Below are 16,106 nucleotides of genomic sequence, written 5' to 3'. Positions count from 1 at the left end.
CAGAATCGTCAGGAACTGTTTGAATTCATGGGACGAACTGGGTATAGTAGTGAGATAGAATTCATCGTGACAGGAGAGCGTGGGTCATGCCGAAGAAACATCGTGTGCGCATACGTATCGTAAGCGATCAAGAGCAAGAGCAGACGATCCAGGAGTTCCGAGGTGAGCGGATTGATAAAGATAGCTATGTCTATATTCGCTATGAGGAGATCCTGACGGATACGCCGCTTACAGGCGAGGCTGCGAAGACGATGACGACCTTGAAGCTTGGCGGCGATACGATTAAGCTGATCAGGCACGGGGCCGTGCAGTCGGAGCAATCTTTTCAGATGGGGAATAGGTTGCCAGGGTTCTATCGTTCGCCATTCGTTCAATTGCAATTATCGCAAATGACTTCACGTCTGAGCATCGACATGCAGGACGTTGCAGGAACGGTGGAGTGGGAATATGAACTGTTCGCCCATGAAGAGAGCACAGGACAATTCAAAGTGAGTTTAACGATACAGGAGGATCCGGATCATGAGTCAGAATGAAAGTGTATTGGAAAAGTTAAATAATGCCGTGAAGCACGCGGTTGGTGAAGCGGTTATCGTTGCAGGTCTCGTAACGAGAGAAGAACTGCCAGCCTTCGTCATCGAAGTGCCGAAGGACAAGACCCATGGGGATCTTGCGACGAATGCTGCCATGCAATTAACGAAAATTGCGAAGAAGAACCCGCGTCAAATCGCTGAAGCGATTATCGCGAATCTGGATAAGAACACCGCATCCATCGAGAGTGCGGAGATTGCAGGACCAGGGTTCATTAACTTCCGTCTGAACAAAAATTATTTGTACCCGGTCATTGCCGAAGTTGCGGCGCAAGGTGACGGCTTCGGTCGTGTCAACGCAGGAGCAGGCAAGAAGGTACAGGTGGAGTTCGTCAGTGCGAACCCAACAGGCAGCTTGCACCTTGGCCATGCACGCGGCGCGGCTGTAGGTGATGCGTTATGCAATGTGCTTGATTTCGCTGGCTATAACGTCACGCGCGAGTACTATATCAATGATGCAGGGAACCAAGTCGTGAATCTCTGCAAATCGATTGAAGTTCGTTACAAGCAGGAGCTTGGCGTGGATGCCGAAATGCCTGAGGATGGCTACTACGGCGAGGATATCAAAGGATTTGCAAAAGAGTTGGTTGCGGAGAAAGGCGACAGCTTGTTGTCGTTATCCGATGAGGAGCGTACGAAATTTTTCCGTGCGTACGGACTTGAGAAGGAATTGAATAAGATCAAACGCGACTTAGGTCGCTTCAAAGTCCATTTCGATGAGTGGTTCAGTGAGACTTCCCTGTATGAGACCGGTGCTGTAATTGAGTCGCTAGAGGAATTGAAAGAAAAAGGCCAAGTGTTCGAAGAAGAGGGTGCAACTTGGCTTCGTACAACGCCATACGGCGATGATAAAGACCGCGTCTTGGTGAAAAACGACGGTACGTATACGTATTTGACACCGGATATTGCTTATCACCGGAATAAATATGCTCGTGGATATGACCAAATGATCAACATTTGGGGAGCGGACCACCATGGTTATATTCCACGCGTCAAAGCAGCGATGGAAGCGCTAGGTAACGATCCTGCGAAGCTGACGGTATTGATTGCTCAGATGGTTAGCTTGTTCCAGAATGGCGAGAAGGTGAAGATGTCGAAGCGTACGGGTAAAGCCGTGACGATGGAAGATTTGATGGATGAAGTTGGCGTAGACGCGATCCGTTACTTCTTCACGATGCGCTCGATGGATTCGCATCTGGACTTCGACATGGATCTCGCGATTTCGACTTCGAACGAAAATCCGGTATTCTATGTACAATACGCTTATGCACGCGTGTGCAGTATTTTCCGTCAAGCGGAAGAGCAGGGGATTGCCGTGTTGCCGTTGTCTGAAGTAGACCTTACGAAGCTTACAGCAGAGCATGAATATGATTTGCTGCGCAAGATGGGCGAGCTTCCAGAAGAGATCGCGGTAGCAGCGCAAGGGTATGCACCGCACCGGATCATTCGTTACGTGTATGAACTGGCTTCGCTGTTCCACAGTTATTACAAAGCAGAACGCGTCATCGTCGAAGACGCGTCTGTTACGCAAGCGCGCCTTGCCCTGCTGGGCGCGGTGCGCACGGTTATTGCCAACGCGCTTCGCCTCGTTGGCGTGTCCGCGCCGGAGCGCATGTAGGCACATGCGCGCTCTGGCGCAGCTGTAACGCGCACGGCCTGTGGCCGCGTGCGCGAGCAGCACGAGCAGCCCCACCGCAAGCGAGAACGTTCGCTTGCGGTGGGGCTGCTTCGCGTCTAGCGCTCCGCCTCGCGCAGCAGGCGCAGCGCGTCGACTTCGCCGGGCGCCTTGCTGTGCGGACGGCGCCCGCGAATGGTTGTCGCCGAGCGGCGCAGCAGCGCCTTGATCTCGCTCGGCGAGAGACCTGGTCTCTGCGCGAGCAGGAGCGCAATCGCGCCGCTGACATGCGATGTCGCCATCGAGGTGCCGCTCATCTCATTGTAATTCCCGCGGAGCCACGAGGAGACGATCTTGTCGCCAGGCGCGTAGATATCGATATATTGGCCGCGATTGCTGAATTTGGCGACACGGTGCTGCCGATTCGTGGCGCCTACCGCGATCGTCTGCGGATACCGCGCAGGATAATCGACTGTTTTGCGTTTGGCGTCGTTGCCAGAGGAGGCAACGATCACGACGCCTGCGTTGTAGGCATTGACGACCGCATTCAGCAGCGCTTTACTGCTGGATTTCATACCGAAGCTCATGTTGATGACATGCATTCGATTTCGAACACACCAATCAATCCCGAGAATGATATCGGACACATAGGCTGAACCGTTGTGATCGAAGGCTTTGACGGGATGAATTAATGCACGAGGCGCCACCCCAATGATCCCTTTCAGTTGGTTGGCGGCAGCGATCGTTCCGGCGATGTGGGTACCATGGCCGTTATCGTCATGCGGCAGCATGTTGCGGTTGAGCAGGTTAATGCCACGCATGACGGAATGACGAAGATCCGGGTGCCGATAATCGACGCCGGTATCAATGACACCGATGCGGATGCGGTGCCCTGTAGTGGTAGACCAAGTTTGCGGGGCGCGGATATGCTGGACGCCCCAAGGGATGCCATGATCCCACTGCACGCTTTTGTGTGCGGTTGCGTGGACTTTCATGACTCGCATATCTTCTTCGATGAAGATGTCGTTTTTGAACAGGCTCAGTTTCGATTCTGAGATGGCAGGACAGATCATCGCCTGAATAATTCTTGACGGTTGAACCGCGCTCAGCATGGCAAGAGAGGATTTCATTTTCTTGAAAAGTGTCAGGCATTTTCTGAAGTCGCGGACATGGACAAAGCGGATGATTTGTTTCTTCTGGGAGCCGCCCCCCCGTGCAATTTCGTCGTGCAGCAGTTGTAGAAATGTTGAGTAGTCCAATTTGGAGTCCCCTCCTGACTAACCATGTTGCAGTATTGTATGATTGGCTAGAAAAGAGGGACTGGGTAACATGCCTTTTTTAAAAGAAATAGGCCATCTTTCGTGTCAAAGCGTTCCCGGGGACATAGTATGAAGGGAGAGCCTAACAGGGTTCTTTATGAGATACAAGGCCTGTGGAGAAACCCCTTGTTTCTTCAGGCGGATACAGTCACTGCGAAGGGCACCCCCCCTTCGCAATCCTCTTCAACGACAGTAAATAATCGGATTTTGATCACGATGATTGACTGGAGGTATTTCGGCATCGAACCTTGAGTTCAGACTCGAAGTCCGGTACTCATGTAGGTTTCGCCTACACTCCGTATCCTCCTTCTTCGCCTTCACTCAATTTTCTCGGTGCTGAAAGCTCATTTTTTACCTTCGGTTTAACTTTTACAACCTTTAACCCCAAAAAAGCTTGAAACTGCGCGATGGATCTAACCGACCCATAATCGACAGTACATATCAGCACCACAAGAAGGTCCTCCCTGAGCACGGGAGGACCTTCTTGTATCGCACCGCTGTAGTTTAATCTGTTCCTCACCATTGGGATGGCGTCAAGCCAGTCCAGCGAGGCCCTTCCCCAGAGCGCTCATGCGCGCGAAGCGCATGAGCATCTCCTTGCGCCGCCCCACAAGCGAAGGCGAGGGGGCGCCAGAGGGAGATGAACGCAGCGAATGGAATGAGGGGTGTCGGCTGCAGAGTGCAACGTTCGCCTTTGTCTCCCGGAAAACATCGACCGCCTCGTCCAATCCAAGTTTTCCGGGAGACAACAGCGACGAAAGCCGACACCCCCAGTCCAGCAGCCCTCGTTCATCTTCCCTCATTGCATCTTCCCTCATGCATCCCCCCTTGTCATCTGCCCTTCTTCTTCCGCCGTTCATCTATCGTTCATCTCTCAATCTTTTTCCTCCCAGAAACTCCTCCCCTCGCCAAGCTTGCATTTTTATCCTAAATAGGTTTTACTTATGTTTGATATGGATATGTTATAGAAGAATGTTTATATGTTGTGAACATTGTGAGAGAGGAAGTGTCCTTCAATGAGCACCCCGTTTCAATTAAAAATTGATCCTGAGAAAGTGCACGAGATTCCGATGGTGGATCTTGCTTTTGAAATCTTAAAAGCTGCGAACAACCCATTTTATTACCGGGATCTGATGAATGAAGTTGCTAAATTAAGAGGTCTATCGGAAGATGAGATCAAGGAAGTTATCGCGCAACTGTACACGGAGATTAACATCGATGGTCGGTTTGCATGCGTTGGAACGAATCTATGGGGCCTGAAGCGTTGGTACCCAATCGAACGTTCGGAAGATCCAGTAACGAACTCCAAACGTCCGCGTATCATCAATGATGATGACGATGACATGATGGATGACGATGAACTGTTTGCGGACGAAGAAGATTCATATGCTTCGGACGAAGAAGACTTCGATCGTATTGATGAAGATCAAGATGAGATGTACGGTGATGAAGAAGAAGACGCCGAAGTGGATGATGAAGCTGTCATGGATGACGAGGAACTCGTTGGTGAAGAGGAATCCGAGGAAGACAGTGACGAAGAAGATGAATTTGACGACTTCGAAGAAGATGAAGAGGATGACAAATAACAGTCTACAGCTGTAGATTGAATTTTGTGTCTTCGCGGACAAGTGGGCTCGCTGTACAGCGGGCCTCTTCTTTTGTCACCCCATTGTATGACTCCAAATTGGGCAACGAAGAACGGGGATTTTGGAACGAAAGATCCACTTCTTAGAAAGTCTGTGACGTCACTTGACATGGGACTTGGGACAGAGTAAACTATTTTTCGGGCTTAAGATTTATTTTGCAATTTATATATGATTGAATGAAAAGTGCCCCGTGGCTACGGGAGTCACTTTTTTGTTTTTTTTATCAAGTTTTTTGGTGAATTAGGTTAGTCTAATACTAACGATTCGCAGGGGATTTTTCTTTTTTTGTAGCAGTGTCAGACAGAGCTTAGGCTCTGTTTTAAATGTTTAGGAGGGTATGGATTGTGACAAAATATATTTTCGTGACGGGCGGGGTTGTATCTTCTTTAGGAAAAGGGATTACCGCGGCATCTCTTGGCAGATTGCTTAAGAACAGAGGGTTAAAAGTAACAATTCAGAAATTTGATCCGTACATCAACGTGGATCCAGGAACCATGAGCCCTTATCAGCATGGTGAGGTATTCGTTACGGATGACGGCGCAGAGACAGATCTAGACCTTGGACACTATGAGCGTTTCATCGATATTAACTTGTCGAAGAACAGCAATGTGACAACAGGTAAAGTGTATTCTTCCGTTATTTCCAAAGAGCGTCGTGGGGAATACTTAGGCGGAACAGTTCAAGTTATTCCGCACATTACGAATGAAATTAAAGACCGCGTATTCCGTGCTGGCCGTGAAGCTGGATCTGATGTAGTTATTACAGAGATCGGCGGTACTGTGGGGGATATCGAGAGTTTGCCGTTCCTTGAAGCGATTCGTCAAATCAAGAGCGATATTGGCCGTGATAACGTGATGTACATCCACTGTACATTGATTCCATATATTAAGGCTGCGGGTGAGATTAAAACCAAGCCAACACAACATAGCGTCAAAGAATTGCGCAGTATCGGTATTCAACCGAACGTGATCGTATGCCGTACAGAGTATGAGCTTTCCGAAGATACGAAACGTAAAATTGCGTTGTTCTGCGATATCGATGCGAATGCGGTTGTTGAGTGCCGCGATGCGTCAACATTGTATGAAGTACCTCTTAACCTTCGCAACGAAGGTCTGGACGATATCGTTGTGAATCATTTGAAATTAACGACTACGCCTCCGGATATGACGGATTGGGAGAAGTTGGTTGAACGCGTGAAGCAGCTTCAACATAATGTTGAAATTGCCATTGTTGGTAAATATGTCGCGCTTCATGATGCATACCTCAGTATTGTAGAATCCTTGTCTCACGCTGGTTTCGATGCGAATTCCGATGTGAAGATCCGTTGGGTGAACGCAGAAGAATTGACAGAGAGCAATGTAGACGAGTACCTGAGCGGTGTGCAAGGGATTTTGGTTCCGGGTGGATTTGGCGATCGTGGTATCGAAGGCAAAATCTCGGCGATCCGTTATGCACGTGAACAACAAATTCCGTTCTTCGGAATCTGCTTAGGGATGCAGGTTGCTGTGATCGAAGTAGCTCGTAACCTGGCAGGATTGCAAGGCGCGAACAGCTCGGAGATCAATCCGACAACGGATTATCCGGTTATCGACTTGCTTCCGGAACAGAAAGACATTGAAGATATGGGCGGCACGATGCGCCTTGGATTATACCCTTGTAAATTGCAAGATAATACCCTTGCACATCAGTGCTATAACGACGAGTTGGTGTATGAGAGACATCGCCACCGGTATGAGTTCAACAATGAGTACCGTGAAGCGATCGAGCGTGCAGGTCTGGTTATCTCGGGTACTTCGCCAGATGGACGTCTGGTTGAGATCGTGGAACTGCCAAGCCATCCTTGGTTCTTAGCGGTGCAATTCCATCCGGAATTCATCTCACGTCCGAACCGTCCGCAGCCATTATTCCGTGAGTTTGTGAAGGCAGCGCTGAAGGTACAACGCTAATATTTTTACGTTTTTTCCAAGAGTAGGAAGGAATTCGGACATATTCCGCGAATATAGTTACGGGTATCAAGTTCAGAGGACCGTATCCATGATCCATATATTCGCCTGGTTGCTCTTGGGAGGGAATCGTTTGGAGAAGAAGAAGGTATTAATTGTTGATGATCAGAATGGGATCCGCGTATTGCTCATGGAGGTTTTCGGCAGCGAAGGCTATCAGACCTTTCAGGCAGCGAACGGGAAGCTCGCGCTAGAAATTGTTAGCAAGGAAGAGCCGGATATGGTATTGCTTGATATGAAGATTCCGGGAATGGACGGTCTTGAAATCTTGAAACATATTAAGCAGATCAAACCGTTCCTTAAAGTGATCATGATGACAGCTTATGGTGAATTAGACATGGTCAAAGAGGCGACAGATCTCGGAGCGCTGATGCATTTCACCAAACCGTTCGATATTGATGAGATCCGAATCGCAGTAAATATGCAGCTTCGGGACGGAATACATGCTTCTTAACAGGACCGCTTGGTCCTGTTTTTATTTGGTGTGGAAGCATGTTTACTATTTCGTTCCTGTTTGTGGTATAATACTCGGGTAATAGTAAATCATTTCTTATTGAGATAACGATCATTTATGAGATATGCTCTGGCATAGATACGTGTGAAAAAATCATCATTTAATGATGTCCTTCCTTATACATTTCGCAGAAACGCTAATCCTCCTCGATGGACGATGAAGTCGTTTCTTCTTGTTTATAGCTTTTTTTCTCTCATTTCTATGAATTGGAACATACATAGGAGGATTTCTGACTCTATGGAGAAGTTAATGATAAGCGGCGGACGTCCGCTGCGTGGAACAGTACAAATAAGCGGGGCTAAGAATAGTGCAGTCGCGCTTATTCCTGCTGCAATTTTAGGTGAGACAGAAGTTGTTTTAGATAATTTGCCGTTGATTAGCGATGTAGCGACCTATGCCGAAATTCTAGAAGGGCTTGGAGCGAAGGTTAGACTCTCAGGCAATCAAGTGGCTATTGACCCATCGGAGTTGAAATCCATTCCTATGCCGAATGGTCCGGTTAAGAAATTGCGTGCTTCCTATTATCTCATGGGTGCCATGTTGGGACGGTTTGGTGAAGCAACGATCGGTATGCCTGGCGGATGTAACTTTGAGCCGCGCCCGATCGATCAGCACATTAAAGGTTTTGAGGCGCTAGGTGCGACGGTGACGAACGATTATGGCTCGATTCATATATACGCCAAAGAGCTTCGCGGTGCGAAGATTTATCTAGACGTAGCGAGTGTGGGGGCAACCATTAATATCATGCTGGCTGCATCGCGCGCCAAAGGCATTACTGTCATTGAGAATGCGGCCAAAGAGCCTGAAATTATTGATGTAGCGACATTGCTCAATGCAATGGGTGCGAAGATCAAAGGTGCGGGAACGGAGACAATCCGAATCGAAGGCGTTCCGACGATGCGTGGATGCAGACACTCCATCATTCCCGATCGCATTCAAGCAGGGACCTATATGATCGCAGCGGCGGCAACACGAGGCAATGTGTTAATCGACAACGTGATTCCGAAGCATATGGAAGCACTGACAGCCAAGCTGCAAGAGATGGGTGTAGGTATTGAGGAGATGGATGAATCCATTCGCGTCACTGGCGGGTCGAACTACACGAATATTGACGTGAAGGCCCTTGTCTATCCGGGGCTTGCGACGGATTTACAATCACCGATGATCAGCTTGCTCACTCAAGCGAGCGGCGTCAGCATGTTGACTGATTACGTATATAGCAATCGATATAAGAATGTCCCTGAGCTGCTCCGGATGGGTGCGAGAATCCGCGTCGAAGGGCGTTCGGCTATCATTGAAGGAAGCAAGCTGAATGCAGCCAAAGTAACGGCGACCGATTTGCGTGCAGGTGCATCCCTCGTGATTGCCGCGCTGACGGTTGAAGAGGGTGTGACGGAGATTACCGGTGTAGAATACATCGATCGGGGTTATGACAATCTCGTAGAGAATCTTCGAAATTTGGGGGCCGAAGTCTGGCGCGAGACGCTCGTTCCTGCTGAATAAGCAGCTGCTTTCTCGGGAATACTAATAAGATAGATTTTGTTTCAATTTAAGAGTTTATAAGCTAGTCTACTTTAATATCGGACTTATTAATGGAATAGGTGGTTAAATGAATGGATCTTCAAATTTCTGATTTGGAAGAAATGAAGCTAACGGAGTTATATAAGTTAGCGAAGCAGTACCAGATTCCTTATTACGGGCAAATGAAGAAGAAAGAATTAATTTTTGCGATTTTGCGAGCACAAGCTGAAAAGGGCGGACTTATGTTTATGCAAGGCGTGCTCGAGATTTTACCGGAAGGGTTCGGTTTCCTTCGTCCGATTAACTATTTGCCGAGTGCGGAGGATATTTATATCTCCGCCTCACAAATTCGCAAATTTGATCTAAGGACGGGCGATTTAGTATCCGGTAAGTGTCGACCGCCGAAGGAGAACGAACGTTATTTCGGACTGCTTCAAGTGAATGCGGTTAATGGTGAGAGTCCTGATACGGCGGCAGAAAGACTACATTTTCCAGCGTTAACCCCACTTTATCCGCAAGAGAAGGTTGTTCTTGAATCATCCCCAACGCATCTCTCGACTCGAATTATGGATATTTTGGCACCTGTAGGACTTGGACAACGTGGCTTGATCGTAGCTCCTCCCAAAGTAGGTAAAACACTTCTCCTCAAAGAAATTGCCAACAGTATTTCTACTAATTATCCCGAAATCGAACTGTTTGTTCTGTTGATTGATGAGCGTCCAGAGGAAGTTACGGATATGCAGCGTTCGGTAAAAGGTGAAGTGGTCGCATCGACGTTCGACGAATTGCCTGAGAATCATATTAAAGTGTCGGAACTTGTGTTAGAACGCGCACTGCGTCTGGTTGAGCATAAGAAAAATGTCGTCATCCTCATGGATAGTATTACGCGTCTTGCGCGCGCTTATAATCTTGTTGTGCCGCCATCTGGCCGTACGCTTAGCGGTGGTATCGACCCAGCTGCTTTCCACAAACCGAAGCGGTTCTTCGGATCTGCTCGTAATGTGGAAGAAGGCGGAAGCTTGACCATTATTGCTACAGCGCTTGTAGAGACCGGTTCACGTATGGATGATATCATTTATGAAGAATTTAAAAGTACAGGCAATATGGAGCTTCATTTGGACCGTAAATTGGCTGAGAGACGTATTTTCCCTGCCATTGATATTCGCCGTTCAGGCACACGCCGTGAGGAAATGCTCATGACGAAGGATGCGCTCGACAAAGTATGGGCTATCCGTAAGAACATGAACGAGTCGATGGAGTTTGTAGATAATTTCTTGAGAAAAATCGGTAAAACGAAGACGAATGAAGAATTCCTCGCTACTTTGGATTTGAATCCAACCGCGGGCAGCAGCTCGTCCAGTTCATCGGCGCCACGTCGAACAGCTCGGACAGCATCGACTGCCTCCTCATCGGTAGGTAGCGGTAGTGGGAGATCGATGTGATTTCGTTTGAATAGATAGGAGTGCAGCACGATGTATTTGGTGTACGCAGATGAGCAAGGCAATGTATATGATCACCCCGAATTGCACGCATTAGCGCGTAGTGCGGACATGATCGTTGAGATATTAGAGGATGAGTTAATTCCGCTGCCGGATGGCGCTACGCTCGTTAGCCTGCCGTTTACGCGTCCGATCGGGCTCGATCCGGATACGGGTGAGATGGTCGCGTTGCAAGAGAATGTGAATGCCGTGGGCGCACTTCTACCGCAAGGATTTACCCGTCTATGTATTCCGAGTTACGTGAAGACGAATAAGGAAGAGAAGCTGCCGCTATTCGGTTATTCGGCCGTCGTCTGGAAAGACGGGGCCTTCTATGTTACGGCGCATAAGACGGATGATCCAGAACAGTGGAATCCGATGAATTGTGACCGTGATGAGCTGAAAATCCAAGTGGATCGACTTACGACGAAGTATCCGGAGAACCGGTTATACCAGCATTTATCCAATTGTGCATTAGGGTATGAATGCTTGACCTCTTCGAACACGTTCTTGAACCGTTGGGAAGGAGGCGTTCCTGTATCCTTCTCTTGTAATGCAGGATGTTATGGATGTATCTCGGAGCAACCGGACGATAGTGGATTCCCTGCGCCGCAGACGCGGATGAACTTCAAACCAACGGTGGAAGAAGTCTCGCAGGTCATGCTGACGCACCTGACAACACCGGAGTCCATCATTAGCTTTGGACAAGGGTGCGAAGGGGAACCTTCGACACAAGCGAAGATTATTGTCGAAGCGATAAAGGAAGTTAGACAGCAGACACAGATGGGCTATATTAACATTAATACGAATGCTGGACTAACAGACCATATTCGCGCCATTGTTGATGCGGGTCTGGATCTCATGCGCGTGAGTACGATTAGTGCGCTTGACGATCACTATAATGCATATTACAAACCGCGCGGCTATACGTTGAAGAATGTCGAGAAATCTTTGAAGTACGCCTCAGACCAAGGGGTATACACATCGATTAACTATTTGATTTTCCCAGGCGTGACGGATCGGGAAGAAGAAGTCGAAGCGATGATCGAATTCGCTCGTCGTACGAATTTGCGTCTTATTCAGATGCGAAATTTGAACATCGACCCGGAGAGTTATTTGGAATTAATTCCTCCGGCGCAAGGTGAAATTCTCGGGATGAAGCAAATGCTTGAGATTTACCAAGCAGAGCTTCCAGACGTCGTGATTGGTTCGTATACACATGTTCCACCCGTGCAATATCGTCGCAAACAGGCCGCGAATTAAGCCCAATATAAGGACGATGCGTCCAGTTCTTTTTGTATTGCAGTCCATGTGACAACATGCTATAATGCTTCTATTGTGTCAATATACTCTGGGGTCGCAAAGAGCCCAGGGCGGAAAGAGGTGAATTCGATGAAACAAGCGATTCAGCCGACGTATCACATCACCACAGTTACTTGCGCATGCGGTAATGAATTTGAAACAGGTTCCGTGAAGCCAAACCTTCGCGTTGAGATTTGTTCCAACTGTCACCCGCACTTCACTGGCAAGCAGAAATTTGTGGATGCTGGTGGTCGTGTCGATAAATTCAAAAAGAAATACGGCATCTAATTTCCAGTCGTTTTATCAAGAACCTCCCTGGCTCTTTTCTGAGTCAGGGAGTTTTTTTGTTATTTAACAAGCGTCGGTATTTGCTAAATTTTCGCAAAGGTTGCGATTTATTCGGATATGAGCTATACTTGTTTTTACCGTGCTAGATGGGGAGGCAGCGGTGCCCTGTAACTCGCAATCCGCTACAGCGAGGTTGAATTCCTGTCCGAGGTCTTGTCGATGTGAGGTTTGGTCTTTACATGCGATGTTGACGGTCGGGTCCTCCGCAATGGATGTCTATGAACCTGGTCAGGTCCGGAAGGAAGCAGCCATAAGTAGGAGGTTCCATGTGCCGGAGGGCAGCCTGACCTGAGTTGTTATGTAAGGGTGCCACTCGGATCGCAACGATCGGAGACAGGTGCACGGTACACCTTAACGAATAGAACACCAGCGTAACGTAAGTTACGAATGGTGTTTTTTTGTTTTTTGGGTTGTTTTGGGGTTCTTTTTGACAAAAGAAGGAAAAATGTAATTCGAACCGAATATAAACAAACAAAGGGTTAATATGTCATGTTAAAGTATCGGGGTGAATGTATGATGTCAGAGTTCATTGCGCCAGGGTTAGACTTTACTAGGGAAACCTATAAGTATTACGTGGACAGACTCCCTCATATGTTGGCTCTCCTTGTTGATCAGGGTGGCGTGGTAAGGTGCTGTAATGGACTTTTTGCCAAGGTTCTGGGTTATGACATTGAAGATGTATTGGGCCAGTCCGTACAGACATTTTTTGTAGAATCCTATTCGATCGGGGAGCTTGTAACTCGCTTTCATGAACAGATGCATAAGCATCAATCGTATTTCAGGATCCATGCCGAAGCGAAGAATGGCGATGTCATCAAGGCGGATATGACCATTCTGTCCGTGCAATTGGACGGAGAGTCCATGCACTCGATTATTATGAGTCATACACGGAATATGCGCGAATTAAGTCTTCTGCAGCAGTTTTCAGGCGCATTCATACGTGATGTGAACCTCGGCGTTATTATTATGGACCGCAATTTTAATCTGGTCGAGATTAGCGACATGGCATGCCGAATTCTAGGGATTCAGAGCGAAGATGTCATGAACAAACCGATGCATGATATTTTTTATGGCATGCCGTTAGAGCATCAATTGGTTCAACGTGCCATCTTAGATGGCGTCATTGTACGTAATCACGCGATGTCTTGGATGAATAATCAGGACCGGTACGAGCTACTTATGGATTCGAACGTGCTAAGGGATGAGGAAGGCGACATCGTTGGAGCTTATGTAATTTTCAAGGATGTATCGAATCTTAGATCCTTAGAGGAGCAAGTGAATCGAAGTGATCGTCTTGCGATGATTGGGCAGATCGCCGCGGGGACAGCACATGAGATTCGCAATCCACTTACTTCGATCAAGGGATTCCTGCAGATGTTCAAGAAGACGATGCAGGATAAAGGCTTGGAGAAGGAGCATGGGTATACGGAGATCATGCTGAATGAGCTGAACCGAATTAATGATTTAGTGAGTGAGTTTTTACTACTCAGCAAGCCTAAGCACGTGTCGTATGACATTGTTGATGTCTATACCATCATCAATGAAATGCTGCCAATCGTTAGTAATGAAGCCATTCTGTACGATGTAGCCGTCGTCTTCGATGACACAGGTCCCGTACCGCAGATTGTTGCCGACCGCGAACTTTTGAAGCAGGTATTTCTCAATATATGTAAGAATGGGATCGAAGCGATGGTGGACGGCGGATTGCTATCCATCTCCGTTCGGACGGATTCGGCGCAACGCATATGCATTGAGATTCATGATACAGGTCCAGGGATTCCGGCGTTTATGATCGACAAAATCTTCGATCCATTTTTTACAACCAAACAAGAAGGCACTGGACTCGGACTATCGATCTGTCAACGTATCATCCATGATATCGGCGGCGTTATTCGTGTCTCCTCCAAAGGATTCGGAACGACATTTACCGTGTCTATTCCCTATCATGGCGAGACTGTACCGAGAAAATTAGAAGCTTAGCATGAAACGGTGCCCTTTCCAAGGAGAAGGGCTATTTTTTTGCGGAAGTTGATGTAGTATAATGTGATCAATCCTCCTATTGAGGACGAAGTATTCGAAAACATTGATAATGTTGTGGTAATATAGCTAATGTACAGCGACATGTTGAAAGAGGTAACTGCGATGGCTCATATAGCGTTATATCGTGCTTGGCGACCGCAGTCGTTCCAAGACATGGTGGGACAGAAACATATTATTCAGACACTTCAGAACGCGCTGCGCGAACAGCGGTATTCCCATGCCTATTTGTTCAGCGGCCCACGCGGGACAGGTAAGACGAGTACTGCAAAAATATTGGCGAAGGCGATCAACTGTGAGCATGGACCGAATGTAGAGCCTTGTAACACCTGTGATGCTTGTATCCGCATTACAGCTGGATCTGTTATGGATGTAGTGGAAATCGATGCTGCATCGAATCGTGGGGTAGATGAAATTCGAGACCTGAGGGAAAAGGTCAAATATGCTCCTACCGAAGTGCGGTGCAAGGTTTATATTATCGATGAAGTCCATATGCTAACAACAGAAGCGTTTAATGCGCTGCTAAAGACGCTAGAGGAACCTCCGGCACATGTCATGTTTATTCTAGCGACGACTGAGCCGCATCGACTGCCAGCGACAATTTTGTCGCGCTGCCAGCGATTCGATTTTCGTCGTGTATCTTTGCAGGAACAAGTCGAACATTTGCAGAAGATATGTGAGCGCGAAGGTGTCTCTGCTGAGGAAGATGCTCTATCTTATATTGCTAGGCTGTCGGATGGCGGGATGCGTGACGCGCTAAGCTTGCTTGATCAGGCGGCATCTTTTACGGATGGGCAGATTACCTACCAACAAGTGATGGATATTACAGGCGGTATTCCTTCCGACCAATTTGCTGATCTGGCAGAAGCTATACGTCGACATGATATTGCATATATCTTGACGGCGATTGAGGGGTTCATGCAAGATGGGAAGAGTGCTGACAAGTGTGTAGAGAATCTTATTTATTATTTTCGCGATTTATTGATGGTCAAGATGGTCCCGCATGCAGATGGTATGACTGAACGCTTGATGGACTCAGAACGGATCCGAGTAACTGCCGAAGCGTTCCAAGCGGAGCAGCTATTTCGAACGATCGAAATCTTGAATCAATACCAAGTGGAAATGAAATATGCCACGAATCCGCAGACACTATTCGAAGTGGCGATGCTTAAAATTTGCACCATGCATGATGGAGCACCTGCGGGTGGTGTGAAATCATCGGCGGCTGCGTCCATGAGTACTGCGGATGTCGCATTAATCAAGCAGTTAGAACAACAAGTCGCAACGCTCGAGAAACGAGTGGAGCAACTGTTGCAGTCAGGTGCAGGTGCCGCTGCGACGAATGCTGAGAGCTCTTCTTCCCGAGGCAATTCGGGACGAGGGGGAGCGAGTTCAGCGAATCGCACATCGATTGTTGCGAAGATACCACCCAAGATGGATCTGTACATTGCCGGGAAGGACACGGCCTCGTTCGTGCAGATTCGGTCTCAGTGGGGTCGAGTGTTGCAACGAGTCAAAGAAGAGAAGGTCACCATACATGCTTGGTTCATGGATGGGGAGCCTGTTTCTGCGACCGAGGATGCTGTACTCGTAGGTTTTAAAAATACGATCCATCGGGAGACAACAGAAAGACAGGCCAACCGCGACGTGATTGAGCGTGTGATGAAGGAAGTGCTCGGCGCACCGTATAAGTTAATTACGATGATGCTGAAGGACTGGAATTCCGTTGTCACCGA

At 47.9% G+C, this 16,106-nt stretch carries 14 protein-coding genes and 1 other RNA gene (1 of these 15 running past the window's edge); 12 read left to right on the top strand and 3 right to left on the bottom strand.

Translation table 11 applies throughout. The features are described 5' to 3' along the window. Positions 1-86: 86 nt before the first annotated feature. Positions 87-533: a YwiB family protein gene (locus GCU39_RS23535; RefSeq protein ID WP_152395691.1), complete on the top strand. Its 447-nt coding sequence runs from the start codon at positions 87-89 to the stop codon at positions 531-533. Next, positions 520-2,205, top strand: coding sequence for an arginine--tRNA ligase (argS, locus tag GCU39_RS23530; protein WP_152395690.1), 1,686 nt, complete (start codon positions 520-522; stop codon positions 2,203-2,205). The genes GCU39_RS23535 and argS overlap by 14 nt, the downstream gene beginning before the upstream one ends. Before the next feature lie 116 nt (positions 2,206-2,321). Here the strand turns inward: argS and GCU39_RS23525 are convergent, their stop codons facing one another. The 3 genes from GCU39_RS23525 to GCU39_RS31640 form a co-directional block, all read right to left on the bottom strand. Continuing rightward, entirely contained in the window at positions 2,322-3,461 is a 1,140-nt protein-coding gene (locus GCU39_RS23525) for a S8 family peptidase (protein WP_152395689.1), read from the bottom strand. A 349-nt stretch (positions 3,462-3,810) separates the two neighbouring features. Further along, the gene (locus tag GCU39_RS23520; RefSeq protein WP_152395688.1) at positions 3,811-4,044 is read right to left on the bottom strand and encodes a hypothetical protein; all 234 of its coding nucleotides are present in this window, start codon (positions 4,042-4,044) and stop codon (positions 3,811-3,813) included. Further along, the gene (locus GCU39_RS31640) at positions 4,038-4,289 is read right to left on the bottom strand and encodes a hypothetical protein (protein WP_193726597.1); all 252 of its coding nucleotides are present in this window, start codon (positions 4,287-4,289) and stop codon (positions 4,038-4,040) included. The genes GCU39_RS23520 and GCU39_RS31640 overlap by 7 nt, the downstream gene beginning before the upstream one ends. Before the next feature lie 248 nt (positions 4,290-4,537). Here GCU39_RS31640 and rpoE point away from each other — a divergent pair, with 248 nt between their 5' ends. The 10 genes from rpoE to dnaX all read left to right on the top strand — a co-directional run. Beyond that, positions 4,538-5,107 carry a DNA-directed RNA polymerase subunit delta gene (rpoE, locus tag GCU39_RS23515; protein ID WP_152395687.1) on the top strand — a complete coding sequence of 190 codons (570 nt, stop codon included), beginning with the start codon at positions 4,538-4,540 and terminating at the stop codon, positions 5,105-5,107. A 404-nt stretch (positions 5,108-5,511) separates the two neighbouring features. Further along, on the top strand, positions 5,512-7,113 hold the full coding sequence (locus tag GCU39_RS23510; RefSeq protein ID WP_152395686.1) for a CTP synthase: 1,602 nt from the start codon (positions 5,512-5,514) through the stop codon (positions 7,111-7,113). Between the two features lie 130 nt (positions 7,114-7,243). Next, positions 7,244-7,624 (top strand): response regulator, encoded by a 381-nt coding sequence (locus GCU39_RS23505; RefSeq protein ID WP_321575606.1) that lies wholly within the window; start codon positions 7,244-7,246, stop codon positions 7,622-7,624. 297 nt (positions 7,625-7,921) lie between these two features. Continuing rightward, complete coding sequence (locus GCU39_RS23500) at positions 7,922-9,187, top strand: UDP-N-acetylglucosamine 1-carboxyvinyltransferase (protein ID WP_152395684.1); 1,266 nt, start codon at positions 7,922-7,924, stop codon at positions 9,185-9,187. A gap of 110 nt (positions 9,188-9,297) precedes the next feature. Beyond that, positions 9,298-10,647, top strand: coding sequence for a transcription termination factor Rho (gene rho / locus GCU39_RS23495; protein ID WP_152395683.1), 1,350 nt, complete (start codon positions 9,298-9,300; stop codon positions 10,645-10,647). A 30-nt stretch (positions 10,648-10,677) separates the two neighbouring features. Further along, complete coding sequence (locus GCU39_RS23490; protein WP_152395682.1) at positions 10,678-11,946, top strand: radical SAM family protein; 1,269 nt, start codon at positions 10,678-10,680, stop codon at positions 11,944-11,946. Between the two features lie 129 nt (positions 11,947-12,075). Then, complete coding sequence (gene rpmE, locus GCU39_RS23485) at positions 12,076-12,273, top strand: 50S ribosomal protein L31 (protein ID WP_152395681.1); 198 nt, start codon at positions 12,076-12,078, stop codon at positions 12,271-12,273. A 137-nt stretch (positions 12,274-12,410) separates the two neighbouring features. Then, an RNA gene (gene ffs, locus GCU39_RS23480) (signal recognition particle sRNA large type) lies at positions 12,411-12,678 on the top strand. Positions 12,679-12,822: 144 nt separating this feature from the next. Continuing rightward, positions 12,823-14,313: an ATP-binding protein gene (locus GCU39_RS23475; protein ID WP_321575605.1), complete on the top strand. Its 1,491-nt coding sequence runs from the start codon at positions 12,823-12,825 to the stop codon at positions 14,311-14,313. Between the two features lie 162 nt (positions 14,314-14,475). Further along, positions 14,476-16,106 carry the 5' portion of a DNA polymerase III subunit gamma/tau gene (gene dnaX, locus GCU39_RS23470; protein ID WP_152395680.1) on the top strand. It continues 145 nt past the right edge of the window, so only the first 1,631 of its 1,776 coding nucleotides appear in the window; the start codon lies at positions 14,476-14,478; its stop codon lies off the right edge, out of view.

This window comes from Paenibacillus guangzhouensis, from assembly GCF_009363075.1.
Classification (GTDB): Bacteria; Bacillota; Bacilli; order Paenibacillales; family Paenibacillaceae; genus Paenibacillus_K; species Paenibacillus_K guangzhouensis.
This window is presented reverse-complemented; position numbering and strand designations above follow the sequence as displayed.

Coding starts and splice junctions, on each gene's coding strand:
- GCU39_RS23500 (WP_152395684.1), top strand. CDS start 7,922: ATGGAGAAGTTAATGATAAGCGGCGGACGTCCGCTGCGTGGAACAGTA.
- GCU39_RS23535 (WP_152395691.1), top strand. CDS start 87: ATGCCGAAGAAACATCGTGTGCGCATACGTATCGTAAGCGATCAAGAG.
- rpoE (WP_152395687.1), top strand. CDS start 4,538: ATGAGCACCCCGTTTCAATTAAAAATTGATCCTGAGAAAGTGCACGAG.
- GCU39_RS23475 (WP_321575605.1), top strand. CDS start 12,823: ATGTTAAAGTATCGGGGTGAATGTATGATGTCAGAGTTCATTGCGCCA.
- rho (WP_152395683.1), top strand. CDS start 9,298: ATGGATCTTCAAATTTCTGATTTGGAAGAAATGAAGCTAACGGAGTTA.
- rpmE (WP_152395681.1), top strand. CDS start 12,076: ATGAAACAAGCGATTCAGCCGACGTATCACATCACCACAGTTACTTGC.
- argS (WP_152395690.1), top strand. CDS start 520: ATGAGTCAGAATGAAAGTGTATTGGAAAAGTTAAATAATGCCGTGAAG.
- GCU39_RS23490 (WP_152395682.1), top strand. CDS start 10,678: ATGTATTTGGTGTACGCAGATGAGCAAGGCAATGTATATGATCACCCC.
- GCU39_RS23520 (WP_152395688.1), bottom strand. CDS start 4,044: ATGGTGAGGAACAGATTAAACTACAGCGGTGCGATACAAGAAGGTCCT.